The 13,261-nt window shown below is 65.1% G+C and carries 15 protein-coding genes; 7 read left to right on the top strand and 8 right to left on the bottom strand.

Annotated elements, in window-relative coordinates; translation table 11 throughout:
• Positions 1-7 precede the first annotated feature (7 nt).
• Positions 8-1,468: a Wadjet anti-phage system protein JetA family protein gene (locus FVQ98_RS00740; protein WP_147911503.1), complete on the bottom strand. Its 1,461-nt coding sequence runs from the start codon at positions 1,466-1,468 to the stop codon at positions 8-10.
• Between the two features lie 186 nt (positions 1,469-1,654).
• Entirely contained in the window at positions 1,655-2,575 is a 921-nt protein-coding gene (locus FVQ98_RS00735) for a YicC/YloC family endoribonuclease (protein ID WP_147911502.1), read from the bottom strand.
• A gap of 101 nt (positions 2,576-2,676) precedes the next feature.
• Between FVQ98_RS00735 and FVQ98_RS00730 the strand changes: the two genes are divergently transcribed.
• From FVQ98_RS00730 to FVQ98_RS00705, 6 genes are all read left to right on the top strand, one after another.
• Positions 2,677-3,684, top strand: coding sequence for a serine/threonine protein kinase (locus tag FVQ98_RS00730; RefSeq protein ID WP_147911501.1), 1,008 nt, complete (start codon positions 2,677-2,679; stop codon positions 3,682-3,684).
• 16 nt (positions 3,685-3,700) lie between these two features.
• Positions 3,701-4,609 carry a PP2C family protein-serine/threonine phosphatase gene (locus FVQ98_RS00725; RefSeq protein ID WP_147911500.1) on the top strand — a complete coding sequence of 303 codons (909 nt, stop codon included), beginning with the start codon at positions 3,701-3,703 and terminating at the stop codon, positions 4,607-4,609.
• 72 nt (positions 4,610-4,681) lie between these two features.
• Positions 4,682-5,416 (top strand): ribonuclease PH, encoded by a 735-nt coding sequence (gene rph, locus FVQ98_RS00720; protein WP_147911499.1) that lies wholly within the window; start codon positions 4,682-4,684, stop codon positions 5,414-5,416.
• Between the two features lie 43 nt (positions 5,417-5,459).
• Positions 5,460-6,062: an RdgB/HAM1 family non-canonical purine NTP pyrophosphatase gene (gene rdgB, locus FVQ98_RS00715; RefSeq protein WP_147911498.1), complete on the top strand. Its 603-nt coding sequence runs from the start codon at positions 5,460-5,462 to the stop codon at positions 6,060-6,062.
• 77 nt (positions 6,063-6,139) lie between these two features.
• Entirely contained in the window at positions 6,140-7,369 is a 1,230-nt protein-coding gene (gene hemW / locus FVQ98_RS00710) for a radical SAM family heme chaperone HemW (RefSeq protein WP_147911497.1), read from the top strand.
• A 134-nt stretch (positions 7,370-7,503) separates the two neighbouring features.
• The gene (locus FVQ98_RS00705) at positions 7,504-7,716 is read left to right on the top strand and encodes a CsbD family protein (RefSeq protein ID WP_147911496.1); all 213 of its coding nucleotides are present in this window, start codon (positions 7,504-7,506) and stop codon (positions 7,714-7,716) included.
• Positions 7,717-7,847: 131 nt separating this feature from the next.
• Here the strand turns inward: FVQ98_RS00705 and FVQ98_RS00700 are convergent, their stop codons facing one another.
• From FVQ98_RS00700 to FVQ98_RS00675, 6 genes are all read right to left on the bottom strand, one after another.
• A complete protein-coding gene (locus FVQ98_RS00700; RefSeq protein WP_147911770.1) occupies positions 7,848-8,435 on the bottom strand; it encodes an LOG family protein in 588 nt (195 codons plus the stop codon).
• Positions 8,436-8,449: 14 nt separating this feature from the next.
• Complete coding sequence (locus FVQ98_RS00695) at positions 8,450-8,854, bottom strand: diacylglycerol kinase (protein WP_147911495.1); 405 nt, start codon at positions 8,852-8,854, stop codon at positions 8,450-8,452.
• 33 nt (positions 8,855-8,887) lie between these two features.
• A complete protein-coding gene (locus FVQ98_RS00690; RefSeq protein ID WP_147911494.1) occupies positions 8,888-9,436 on the bottom strand; it encodes an RDD family protein in 549 nt (182 codons plus the stop codon).
• Between the two features lie 75 nt (positions 9,437-9,511).
• Positions 9,512-10,120 (bottom strand): DUF3106 domain-containing protein, encoded by a 609-nt coding sequence (locus FVQ98_RS00685; protein WP_147911493.1) that lies wholly within the window; start codon positions 10,118-10,120, stop codon positions 9,512-9,514.
• 20 nt (positions 10,121-10,140) lie between these two features.
• The gene (locus FVQ98_RS00680) at positions 10,141-10,605 is read right to left on the bottom strand and encodes a DUF3619 family protein (protein WP_147911492.1); all 465 of its coding nucleotides are present in this window, start codon (positions 10,603-10,605) and stop codon (positions 10,141-10,143) included.
• Positions 10,602-11,168: an RNA polymerase sigma factor gene (locus FVQ98_RS00675; RefSeq protein WP_147911491.1), complete on the bottom strand. Its 567-nt coding sequence runs from the start codon at positions 11,166-11,168 to the stop codon at positions 10,602-10,604. The genes FVQ98_RS00680 and FVQ98_RS00675 overlap by 4 nt, the downstream gene beginning before the upstream one ends.
• A 310-nt stretch (positions 11,169-11,478) precedes the next feature.
• On the opposite strand from FVQ98_RS00675, the gene FVQ98_RS00670 reads away from it, so the two are divergent.
• On the top strand, positions 11,479-13,257 hold the full coding sequence (locus FVQ98_RS00670; protein ID WP_147911490.1) for an acetolactate synthase 3 catalytic subunit: 1,779 nt from the start codon (positions 11,479-11,481) through the stop codon (positions 13,255-13,257).
• Positions 13,258-13,261 lie beyond the last annotated feature (4 nt).

The following is a 13,261-nucleotide window of genomic DNA, read 5'->3' as shown; positions in this document are numbered from 1 at the left end:
GGTGTGTTCAATGCCTCCTATCGGCGCCACCGGCCCTGCTGGACGTCACGTCCATCCCATCCTGCAGTTCGACGCGCAACTCGTAGTCGTCGGCTTGGAAGTAGGTATTGCTTACCTGTCCTGTCATCTTGCGCGCCTGTATCAGGCGACGCCCTTCGGCAGTACGCGCCGCTCCCACGGCATGCAGCACGCGCACTGCGTCCTCAGCGGAGTCCACCGGCAATGCCGCCAGCGTGATGGGGCCGCCCTGCAGGTGGGGTAAGAGGCCTTGCAGAACCTGCTGATCGCTGAAGGCGAAAGCCTCTGCTTCAGCTCGGCGCAGCAGGGCATTCAAGCGGCTGGTTTCGTCCACGACCAACGGTGCCTGCGCTACAGCTTCAGATTCGCGATCGCGCACCGTCCAACGCAGCACACCGCCGGGAAGACGGATCTCGGCGGTGGCCAGGCGCCGGGCCAAAGCGTCGAGCAGTCCTTCGCGGGCGTGCTCTGGCTGCTCCTTCAGCCAGGCCATGGTGCGGCCTAGCGGGGACTCGGCACCATAGTCCAGGGACAGCGCCTGCCGCAGCAGGCTGGTGAATCGGCGCACATAGTTGTTCATCTCCGAGCGCAGCATGGGCAGCTTTAGGCTGCAGGCAGCATCGACCATGCTCCCGATGCGATCAGCGAGCCACAGCATGGGGCTGCGGCCTTGCGCCGTCTGCTCCAGCCACGGTGCGCGCTGCAGCAGGTGGGCGTCTAAGCCGGCGCGTTGATCGCCGTCGAGCGCGCGCACATCTTCCAATACTTCGTTGATCTGGCCGCGATGGCGCTCGGCCGAGTCCGCCACCAGGCGCACCGCGTACTCGCGTGCGAAGCGCTTCTCAATAAAATCATTGAACTCATTCCAGGCCACCTGCTGCGCCAGGGCCTCGCGCGTCAGACTCTGGATCAAGTGGCGGAAGTATTCGATGTCGTCCTGCAGGTCCTGCACGACGCGGCTGGCGAATTCGTGGGCGTCCAGCAGTTCGTCGGCATCCCGGGTGGCGATGAAGGCCACCAGCGCCTTGCGGGCCGAGCGCATATTGCGCTGGCGGGTCTTGGCGCGGGAGTCGTCGAGGTTGGCGAAGGTTTCGCTGAAGGCCTTGCCTGCGCGACTGAGCTTGAGGGTGGGCCGCAGGTCAATGGGGTCGCGGTAGTCCTCCAGCCAGCCATGGTCCTTGAGCTTGCGCAGCAGGTCGCTGGCGTAGGTACGCTCTTCCTCGGCGCGCACAGTCTGCCCGGCCTCAAAGGCCAAGCCGCGCAGCTCGGGGCTGGCTAGTACTTGCTGGATCGCCTCCATTACCAACTCGCGAGTCAGAACCTCGGCATAGTCAGCGTTGGCTCCGTGCACTCGTTCGTGCAATGCGCGGAGTACGGCGGCACACAGCTCTCGATTGTCATGCGTAAGGGGGCGGAAGAAGTGCTCACGCGGTGGGGCAAAGAACGTCATGTCGCCGAATAAATAGAGGCAGTCACTGATGACTGGAGTGCATCAGACGAATCGTTGCGCTCGATGCTCTTTGCGCCGCGAATCAGCCTCGGGAGAGGTTGTGTGTGTCAGTAGCCTCGTAGGTCGTGATGCTTCAGAGCTGCGTTGAACGTGGCGCCCTTGTAGAGGGTGCGCTGTCGAGAAATCTCACTCGATGTTCTGCACCTGCTCGCGCATCTGCTCGATCAACACCTTCATGTCGACCGAGATGCGCCTCATCTCCAGCGCGGCGGATTTGGAGCCGAGCGTGTTCGCCTCGCGGTGCAGTTCTTGAATCAAAAAGTCCAGCCGCTTGCCGATGTCGCCGCCTTTTTTCAGCACGCTTTCGATCTCGTCCAGGTGCGCGGCCAGGCGGCCGAGCTCTTCGGCCACGTCGATGCGGATGGCGAAGGCCGTGGCTTCAGCCAGGGCGCGTTCCTGCCCGGCTTCAGGGGTGACTTTGGCGTCGGCACCGGCCAGGGCTTCGTTCCAGCGCGTCAGAAAGCGCTCTTTCTGCGCCTGCACGACCTGGGGCACCAGCGGCTGGGCCTCGGCCGCCAGGCGGCGCAGCTCGGTCAGGCGCGCCAGCAGCAGCTCGGTCAGGCGGACGCCTTCGCGGGCGCGGGCGGCCATGAAGTCGGTCAGCACCTGCTGGGCCAGCGCCAGCAGGGTGTCACCCAGGCCTTCGGCGGTGTTGGACTGGCCGCCGCCGGACAGGCGCAGCACGTCGGCCACGCTCAAGGGACGGACGTCGGGCAGCCAGGCCATGACCTGGTCCTGCAGCGAGGCCATGCGTTGCAGAACACGCGGTGGTGGGTCGGCCAGAGCGCCTTCGTCACGGCCTTCGACGTAGGCGCGCAACTCGACCTTGCCACGCTTGAGCTGACGCGTCAGCAGCTCGCGCAAGGCCGGTTCGTGCGCGCGCAACTCGTCGGGCAGGCGAAAGGAGAGGTCCAGAAAGCGGCTGTTGACCGAGCGCAACTCGACCGCGATCCGGGGCGCTGCGCCCTTCCAGGGCGCGCCTTCGGTAGGGGCGGTGGCCACAGCCTGCTGACCGCTGGCAAAGCCCGTCATACTGTAAACTGACATTGTGTAACTTACCGGTGCTACGCGGCGTGGGTGAGCAGTTCGGCCTTCGCGCCGTGCGCGTTCCCGCAGGCCAGTCATAGACCGGGGCCGCGCCGCAAATTATGTCAAAGCTCAAACCCGCCCCCCTGCCACCCGATACGGTGATCGGTGGGTACCGCGTGGTGCGCCGCCTGTCGGCCGGGGGCTTCGGCGTGGTTTACCTGGCGGTGGACAAGGAAGGTCAGCAGGTCGCGGTCAAGGAATACCTGCCGTCGGCGCTGACCATGCGCGAACCTGGTGAACTGGTGCCACACGTCGCGCCCGAGAAGCTCTCGCTGTACCGATTGGGCCTGAAGAGTTTCTTCGAGGAAGGGCGCTCGCTCGCGCAGATTTCGCACCCCTCGGTGGTGAGCGTGCTCAACTTCTTCCGCCAGAACGAGACCGTGTACATGGTGATGAATTACCTGGAGGGCGCCAGCCTGCAGGATTTCATCGTGACCGCGCGCGACCTGAAGAAGCAGAAGGTGTTCCGCGAGTCGACCATCCGCTCGTTGTACGACGAGATTCTGCGTGGCCTGCGCATCGTGCACCAGCACAAGATGCTGCACCTGGACCTGAAGCCCGCCAACATCATGATCACCGACGACAACCGGGCGGTGATGCTGGATTTTGGCGCGGCGCGCGAGGTGCTGAACAAGGAAGGCAACTTCACCCGCCCGATGTACACGCCCGGTTTTGCCGCCCCCGAGATGTACCGGCGCGACTCCACGATGGGGCCGTGGACCGACATCTACGCCATCGGCGCCTGCATCTATTCGTGCATGCAGGGCTACCCGCCCAATGATGCGCCGCAGCGTCTGGAAAAGGATCGCCTGGCGCTGTCGCTGACTCGCCTGCGCGGCGTGTATTCGGACAACCTGATCGAGGTGGTCGAGTGGTGCATGTCGCTTGATCCGCTGTCGCGCCCCCAGTCGGTGTTTGCGCTGCAAAAAGAGCTCAGCCGCGAGGGCGAGCGCCAGTACACCAAGCTCACTGTGGGTGAGAAGGTGCGTCTGCAGTTCGACAACATGCTGAACGACACCAAGAAGAACCTGAAGCGCGCGACCCGCATGGGCACGCACCAGAAGTAGGCCAACGATCCGTTCGATGAAATTCTCGGTGTTTCAGCTGAGCCGCCGCGGCGGCCGTGAGAAGAACGAAGACCGCATGGGCTACAGCTACACGCGCGACGCGGTACTGTTCCTGCTGGCCGATGGCATGGGGGGCCACCCCGAGGGCGAGATGGCGGCGCAGATCGCACTGCAGACGCTCTCCAGCCTGTTCCAGCGCGACGCCAAGCCGGATTTGCCATCGGCGCAGAGCTTTCTGGCCAGCGGCGTGATGGCCGCGCACCACCAGATCATCCGCTACGCCAGCGAACGCGCCATGATGGACACGCCACGCACCACGCTGGTGGCCGGTCTGATCCAGGAAGGCGAGCTGCACTGGGCGCACTGCGGCGATTCGCGCCTGTACGTGGTGCGCGATGGCGAGTTGCTGTCGCGCACGCGCGACCATTCCTACATCGAGGCGCAAGCCAAAGCCGGCGCCGACATTGAAGGCGTCAACCGCAACGTGCTGTTTACCTGCCTGGGCTCCACTGTGCGGCCGATGTTCGACGTGGCGGGGCCGCTGAAGCTGCGCGAAGGCGACAAGCTGCTGCTGTGCTCCGACGGCCTGTGGGGCAGCGTGGAGGACGAGGACATCGTCAACACCTTGTCGTCGGTGCCGGTGGCGGACGCCGTGCCCGCGCTGGTCGAGCAGGCTTTGCTCACGGCGGGCGACCACTCCGACAACGTCACCGTCATCGCGCTGGAATGGGAAACGCCCGCCGAGTCGCAGTTCCAGCCCAGCGGCTTCACCGAAACCCAGATGATGGGCGACGAGGTGTTTGCGTCCACCATCCAGTCCGGTGGGCTCGACCCGCTGCTGGACGAGCTGGACGACGACGCCATCGAGCGCTCCATCGCCGAGATTAACGACGCCATCCAGCGCTCGGCTTCACGCAAGCGCTGACCGGTGGCCGCCGCCGCGCGCCCGGCCCAGCCGGGTCGCGGCGCTTTCTTTTTTTGCGAGCAGAATTTGCCTATGACCACCCACACCATTCCGTCCATCGCTACCCGCGCGCCCGACCAGCTGCGCACCGTGCGCATTCAGCGCGGCTTCACCATGCACGCCGAAGGCTCGGTGCTGATCTCGGTCGGCAACACCCAGGTGCTGTGCACCGCGTCCGTCGAAGAAAAGGTGCCGCCACACAAAAAGGGCAGCGGTGAAGGCTGGGTGACGGCCGAGTACGGCATGCTGCCGCGCGCCACCAACACCCGCGGCAGCCGCGAGGCGGCGCGCGGCAAGCAGACGGGGCGCACGCAGGAAATCCAGCGCCTGATCGGCCGCAGCCTGCGTGCCGTGTTCGATTTGAAGAAGCTGGGCGAGCGCACCATCCACCTCGACTGCGACGTGATCCAGGCCGACGGCGGCACGCGCTGCGCCAGCATTACGGGCGCCTACGTGGCGGCGCAGGACGCCGTCAGCTGGCTGCTGGCGCGCGGGCTGATCGCCGAATCGCCGGTGCTGCACCCGGTGGCGGCGGTGTCGGTCGGCATCGTGCAGGGTCTGCCGGTGCTGGACCTCGACTACGCGCAGGATTCGGCCTGCGACACCGACATGAACGTGGTGATGACCGGCGCGGGCCACTACGTCGAAGTGCAGGGCACGGCCGAGGGCGCGGCGTTTTCCCGCGCCGAGATGGACCGCCTGCTGGAACTGGCCGAAAAAGGTATTGGCGAGTTGATTGCCATGCAGAAACAATCGCTACTGATTTGATAGCTAGCTGCGCAGGTTGCTGTAGGGCTGGAGCCATATTTATATGAAAATCGTACTGGCGTCCAACAACGCGGGCAAGCTTGCCGAATTGCAGACGCTGTTGGCCCCTTTGGGCATGCAACTCGTGCGCCAGGGCGACCTGGCCATCGGCGAAGCGCCTGAGCCGTACCGCACCTTTGTCGAAAACGCGTTGACCAAGGCGCGCCACGCCGCGCGCGAAAGCGGCCTGCCCGCCATCGCCGACGACGCCGGCCTGTGCGTCGACGCGTTTGGTGGCTTGCCGGGCGTGGACACGGCGTACTACGCCACGCAGTTCGGCTACGACAAGGGCGACGCCAACAACGTGCGCGCGCTTCTGGAGCAGATGCAGGGCGTCGACCACCGCCGCGCCGCCATGGTCAGCACCCTGGTCGCGCTGCGCAGCGCCGACGACCCCGAGCCGCTGATCGCCGTCGGCCGTGTGGTGGGCGAAATCGCCCGCGCGCCAACGGGCGAAGGCGGCTTTGGCTTCGACCCCATCATGTTTCTGCCCGAACTCGGCAAGACCTTTGCCGAGCTGCCCCCGGACGTCAAACATGCCCACAGCCACCGCGGCCACGCCAGCCGCGCCATGATCACGCTGATGCGCGAGCGCTGGCTGGGCTGACTCCACCGGGCTGTGCGGCGCAGGGCTTTGCCTGCGGGCACGCGACCTCCGCGCGCCAAGCCACCGACAATCGCGCCATGCCCCACGATATTCAGCACTACATGCGGCCCGGCACGCTGCAGTTGCCGGCGCTGCCGCCGCTGTCGCTGTACGTGCACCTGCCCTGGTGCCTGCGCAAATGCCCGTACTGCGATTTCAATTCGCATGAGCGGCGGGAAGGCACGGACGCGAGGGCGCAGGAGCAACGCTACATCGCCGCCGTGCTGGCCGACTTGGAGGCCAGCCTGCCGCTGATTTGGGGCCGGCCGGTGCACAGCATCTTCATCGGCGGCGGCACGCCCAGCCTGTTTTCTCCCGATGCCATCGACCAGCTGATCGCCGGCCTGCGTGCGCGCCTGCCACTGACGCCCATCTGCGAGATCACGCTGGAGGCCAACCCCGGCACCTTCGAGCGCGAGCGCTTCGCCGCCTTCCGCGCTGCGGGCGTCACGCGCCTGTCGATTGGGGTGCAGAGCTTCAACGACGCGCATTTGAAGGCCCTCGGCCGCGTGCACGACGGCGCGCAGGCGCGCGCTGCCGTGGAAGAAGCGGCGCGCAGCTTCGACACCTTCAACCTCGACCTGATGTACGCGCTGCCCGGCCAGACGCTGGATGAGCTGAAGGCCGATGTCGACACCGCGCTGGCCTTTGCGCCGCCACACCTGTCGCTCTACCACCTGACGATCGAGCCGAACACGGTGTTCGCCAAGTTCCCACCCAAGGTGCCCGACGACGACACGGCCTGGGACATGCTGGACCACCTGATCGCGCGCACCGCCGACGCGGGCATGGAGCGCTACGAAGTGTCGGCCTACGCGCGCGCCGGCCACCGCTGCGTGCACAACCTGAATTACTGGCAGTTCGGCGACTATCTGGGCATTGGCGCCGGCGCGCACGGCAAGATCAGCTTTGCCCACCGCGTGGTGCGCCAGGTGCGCCACCGCCAGCCCGATCTGTACATGGACAAGGCTTTGACGGGCGACGCGGTGGCGCAGGAACACGAGGTGACACGGCGCGACCTGCCGTTTGAATACATGGTCAACGCGCTGCGCCTGCGCGACGGCTTCACGGTGCAGGATTTCACTGAAAAGACCGGTTTGCCCCCGAGCAGCGTGCGCAGTCAGCTATCAGAAGCAGAGCAAAACGGCTGGCTGGAGCAGGACGGCGCCTGGTGGCGGCCGACCGCGCGCGGCTTCGATTTCCTGAGCGACGTGCAGCAATTGTTCCTGCCCGACAACGCAAATTCACAAACTCCCATGGGTAGGTAATCGCTGACATTCTGCAGGCGCCTGGGCTGACGTCGTGGACGCAAAGCGGCCCCTAAAGTCATGCCATCGCAGGCAGCGCTGGCTTTCGCGAATGGGTCGCGAAGGGGTGCTTGCAGGCGTCAGGAGACCACCGCATGAACGAGAACACCGTCAAAGGCAACTGGATGCAATTCAAGGGCAAGGTCAAGGAGCAGTGGGGCAAGCTGACCGATGACGATCTGGACGTGATCGCGGGCAAGCGCGACCAGATGGTCGGCAAGCTGCAGGAGCGCATGGGCATCGCCCAGGAAGAGGCCGAAAAGCAGGTCAAGGACTGGGAAACCCGCGAAAGCTACCGCTGGGATTGAGCCTTTTGGGCTGAGGGCCGCGCGATGAGCGCACGGCCCTGATATAAAATACGCCGCCTTGGCTGTCGCCAGGCGGCGTATTTTATGGGCCCGCGCGTGCGGCGTATCCGCGCGTCCGGCCTCGCCGAGCCTCAGATTTCGTCCAGGCTCGTTGGCGCTGGAAAGCCCGCCGCCGTGACCAGACGCTGCAGCAGGGGCAGGGCATCGCGGTCGGTGTCGATCAGCCGCCACTGGTGCTCGTCCATCAGCCCTGAGGCGATGCTGTGACGCACGAAGGTGAGCAGGTGGTCGTAATAGCCGCCCTGGTTCAGCAGGCCGAGCGGCTTGTCGTGGTAGCCGAGCTGGTGCCAGGTCCAGGTTTCGAACAGCTCCTCGAAGGTGCCGATGCCGCCGGGCAGCGCCAGAAAGGCGTCGGCGTGCTCGGCCATCAGGCGTTTGCGCTCGTGCATGGTTTCCACGATGTGCAACTCGGTGCAGCCTCGGTGGGCGTGTTCGCGCTCGACCAGCGTGCGGGGAATCACGCCGATCACGCGTCCGCCCGCAGCCAGCGTGGCGTCGGCCACTTCGCCCATCAGGCCAGCGCGGCCGCCGCCATAGACCAGTTGCCCGCCCTGCGCGCCGATCCAGCGGCCGACCGCCCGGGCGGTTTCCGCAAACTCAGGAGAACGGCCCGGTCGCGAGCCGCAATACACGCAGACAGAGAAGGCCGGTTCGGCCACGGAAGCAGCGTTGGTCATGGCGGTGCGAAATGGGTGTACAGCGCCGCGAGCCAGACGCCGCCGGCCAGCAATAGGCTGAGCAGGACGGCTGCCGACCCCATGTCTTTGGCGCGCTTGGACAGCGCATGCCACTCGGGGCCAATGCGGTCAACCACAGTCTCGATGCCGGTGTTGAGCAACTCGACGATCATGACCAGGAGAAGCGAACCGGAGAGCATCGCCACTTCCACCCAGGTGCGGCCCAGCCAGAACGATAGAGGGATCAGCACGATGGCCAGAATGGCTTCCTGCCGGAAGGCAGGTTCACGCCAGCCGGCGCGCAGCCCGGCCAGCGAGTAAAGGCCAGCGTGCCAGACGCGCGACAGACCAGTTCGCGCTTTCTGCGGGTTGACGAGGTCAGCGGAAGACTCAGGCGGCATGACGACAGGCGGATAGGGCTGCTGGAGTTTGAATCACGTGCGTCGTCGGGCCAGATCGGGCTGAATATCGATCAGGCGGGTGCCGGCCAAAATGTCGTGCCAGAACTGCTGTTCGCGGTTGAACCGGCTGAGCAGCGCCCAGACCGCCACCCAGCCCAACAACAGCACGGATACCTCCAGTGCACTCAACTGCCAGGGACCCATCGCGGCCAAGGGCGGCAGGAACCAGACCCAGCTGAGCACATAGCGCAGCAGCGCGCGGCCACCACCAAGGCGCTGACCGTGCTTGTCGACGACCTGGATGTGCCATGTTTTCATGGCCAGGGTCTGGCCGCGTGTCCAGAACCAGACGAAGTAGAGCGCGGAGACGGCGAACAGGAAGGCCTGGAGAGCGTGCCGGTTGTCCAGCGCATGGCGGGTTTGGGTGCTGGCGCTGAACACGTAGCCGGCCACGAACACCACGCCGAACATCAGCATGCCTTCGTACATCCAGCAGGCCATACGTCGGCGCAGCGAGGGGGCGCGCCGCACGCTCGGTCCCGATGGTGACGGGGGCAGGGTGCCAGCATCGGGCAAAGTCATGTCCGGTAGGGGCGCTTGCGCCGCGCTAGAAGAGATCAAGGGGTGAGGGTGGAGGCGCCGCCCCGCCCAAGCGGATCAGCGCGACGACTTAACCGCCGAAGCTGGCGGCTGAGGCAGGAGTGTATTGCGATTCACATTCGCCGGTGCACGCAGCGTCGCGGGCGACTTGGCCGGGCCTTGTGCCGTAGCTTCGCCAGGACGCAGGATACGGTTGCGCGGCGCAGGCCGCAGCGCCGGTGCAACTCCGGCAGGAGGCTTGGGTCGGTCGCCGGCCAGGCGTTCGCGCTCTTCCGGCGGCAGGGCCTGATATTCCTCCCATTTGGCACGCTTTTCGTCGGCCGGCACCCGGCGCACTTCGTAGAAATTCATGCGCGCCTGCGTGCGCTGCGCGGGCGTGAGTTGTGCCCACTCGCTCATGCGACCCTGAAGCGTCTCTTGTTCCTCACCCGTCATGCGGTTGAAGTTGTGGGTAACGGCGATCCATTTGCGCTGGTGGTCAGCGCCCAGCGAGCGCCACTGGCTCGCGAGCGGCTTGAGTGCGCTTTTCTGTTCGGCAGAGAGGCTGCTCCATGGCAGGCTGCCGGCAACAGGAAGCGCGCCGGAATCTGGCTGCGTCGATTGGGCCAGCACCGGCGGAGAGGCCAAAAGAGTGAGCAGCAGGAAAAACGGCAGCGCAAGGCGCATCGGGATCGGAAAACCTGGGGTCAACGGCCAGAGGCCGAGGAACGGTTGGCGCTGGTCTTCAGATACTGCACGAATCCAGGGTCGGAATAAGCTTCGGGTGGCAAGTCGTCCGTCAGGAGCGTGGCATCCAAATCGGCGACTTCCATGGTGCGATCATCGTCCTGAACGACGTTGACGGCAACCAAGCCGACCACCAACGCGCAAACAAGCGCCAGGGAAGTCAGGCGACCCCAGAACCCGAGCACGTCGTCGCCCAAGCCCAGCGCCGCAGCGCGGCCATTGCTCAGAATGCTGGGCGCCGTACGCAGACGGGTTTCAACCGCTGGCTGCTTGCGACGCGCCAGCGCCTGCTCGCGCGCGGCGCGCAAGCGTTCCTGCAAATCGTGCGGCATCGCGTCGGCGCCGGCCGATAGGCGCGCGGCAACGCGCAGACCGAACCGGTTCTGCGCGACTTCTGCATGATGCGGGGGGTAAGGTCTGGTCATGGCGTAATTCCCTTGGCGCGCAGGGCTTTGGCGAGCGCCTGGACCGCACGCGAACAGTGTGTCTTGACACTGCCTTCAGAGCAACCCATGGCGGCCGCGGTCTCCGCAACGTCCATCTCCTCCCAGTAACGCATCAAAAACGCCTCTCGTTGACGCGTGGGCAGGGCTTGAATTTGTAACTCGATCGCGGCCAGGATTTCGTGACGGCGTGTGGAGTCCTCTGCGCTTTCGATCTGCTCGGTGTTGGACGCGCCCGCAAACGCCTCCAGCAGGTCGAAATCGCCATCACCATCGGGCGATTCGAAATCGCTCATGTTCGAAAACACGGCACGGCGCGTCTTCTGGCGCCGAAACCAGTCCAGCGTGCTGTTCGACAGGATGCGCTGGAACAGCATGGGCAATTCGCCCGGCGGCTTGTCGCCATAGTGCTCGGCCAGCTTCATCATGCTGTCCTGCACGATGTCGAGCGCCGCATCCTCGTCCCGCACGTGGTACATCGAGCGCTTGAAGGCCCGTTTTTCCACGCTTTTGAGAAAGTCGGAGAGTTCTTGTTCGGTGGCCAAGACGGTCGATCAGCGAAGGGCGCTGGGCACGGCGAAAGAGGGCGTTGGAGCGGATGGACACCGGCCCGAGTCGGGCCGGCGCCGGATTATGGCACCCCTTCGCCGGAACAAATTCCCCGGCGATGTGCGACACGGCTGCTGCAGTGCGATAATGTGCAATTGCAGTCAAAAAGGCAAACGGGTTACCGTCCGGCGACCGAAATAGGTCGTCAATGGCGTGTGGCCTCAAGTCCTGAAGCGGCCTCACAAGGGCTGGCAAGGGGCACCCAAGGTTTTTCGTCAGAGAAATTCTCGAAAGGTTCATCTCATCATGGAAATCTCCAAAGCCGAAATCAAGTCGGCCGCTGCTGCTGCAGCGCGCAGCGACTCCGAAGAACTCCGCGGCGCCGAAATTCTCGTCAAGGCCTTGCAGGCCGAAGATGTCAAATACGTCTGGGGCTACCCGGGCGGCGCGGTGTTGCACATCTACGACGCGTTCTACAAGCAGGACACCATCCAGCACGTGCTGGTGCGCCACGAACAGGCCGCCGTGCACGCCGCCGATGGCTATGCCCGTGCCACGGGTGACGTCGGCGTGGCGCTGGTCACCTCCGGCCCCGGGCTGACCAACGCCGTCACGGGCATAGCCACGGCCTACATGGATTCGATCCCGATGGTGATCATCTCCGGCCAGGTGCCCACCGCCGCCATCGGCCTGGACGCCTTCCAGGAATGCGACACCGTCGGCATCACCCGCCCCATCGTCAAGCACAACTTCCTGGTCAAGGATGCGCGCGACATGGCCGACGTGATGAAAAAGGCCTTCCACATCGCGCGCACCGGCCGCCCCGGCCCGGTGGTGGTGGACGTGCCCAAGGACGTGTCCTTCAACAAGGCCGCCTACAAGGGTTACCCCGAGAGCGTCGAGATGCGCTCGTACAACCCGGTCAAGAAGGGCCACGGCGGCCAGATCCGCAAGGCGCTGCAGCTGCTGCTGAACGCCAAGCGCCCCTACATCTACACCGGCGGTGGTGTGCTGTTGTCCAACGCCAGTCCCGAGCTGCGCCAGCTCGTGGACATGCTGAACTACCCGGTCACCAACACGCTGATGGGGCTGGGCGCCTTTCCGGCCAGCGACCGGCGCTTTTTGGGCATGCTCGGCATGCACGGCACCTGGGAAGCCAACAACGCCATGCAGAACTGCGACGTGCTGCTGGCCGTCGGTGCGCGTTTTGACGACCGCGTCATCGGCAACCCCAAGCACTTCGCGTCGGTTGACCGCAAGATCATCCACATCGACATCGACCCGTCGTCGATTTCCAAGCGCGTCAAGGTCGACGTGCCGATCGTCGGCGACGTCAAGGACGTGCTGACCGAGCTGATCGCCATGGTCCGCGAGGCCAACCAGAAGCCCGACCAGGCGGCGCTGGACGCCTGGTGGCAGCAGATCGAAGGCTGGCGCGCGCGCGACTGTATGAAGTACGACCGCGACAACACCGAAGTCATCAAGCCGCAGAAGGTCATCGAGACCCTGTGGGGCATGACCAAGGACGCGGACGCCTACATCACCTCCGACGTGGGCCAACACCAGATGTGGGCCGCGCAGTACTACCACTTTGACGAGCCGCGCCGCTGGATCAACTCCGGCGGCCTGGGCACCATGGGCGTGGGCATCCCCTACGCCATGGGCATCAAGCTGGCCAAGCCCGAATCGGAAGTGTTCTGCGTCACCGGTGAAGGTTCGGTGCAGATGTGCATCCAGGAGCTGTCGACCTGCCTGCAGTACAACACGCCGATCAAGATCCTGTCGCTCAACAACCGTTACCTGGGCATGGTGCGTCAGTGGCAGGAGATCGAATACTCTGGCCGCTACAGCCACAGCTACATGGACGCGCTGCCCAACTTCGTGAAGCTGGCCGAGGCCTATGGCCACGTCGGCATGCTGATTGAGCGGCCGCAGGACGTCGAGCCCGCACTGCGCGAGGCGCGCAAGCTCAAGGACCGCACGGTCTTCATGGACTTCCGCACCGACCCGACGGAGAACGTGTTCCCGATGGTCCAGGCCGGCAAGGGCATCACCGAGATGCTGCTGGGTTCTGAAGACCTTTAAGCCA

The organism is Ottowia flava (genome assembly GCF_008017535.1).
GTDB lineage: Bacteria > Pseudomonadota > Gammaproteobacteria > Burkholderiales > Burkholderiaceae_C > Ottowia > Ottowia flava.
The sequence above is the reverse complement of the archived record's forward strand: the minus strand, read 5'-3'. Positions and strand labels throughout refer to the sequence as shown.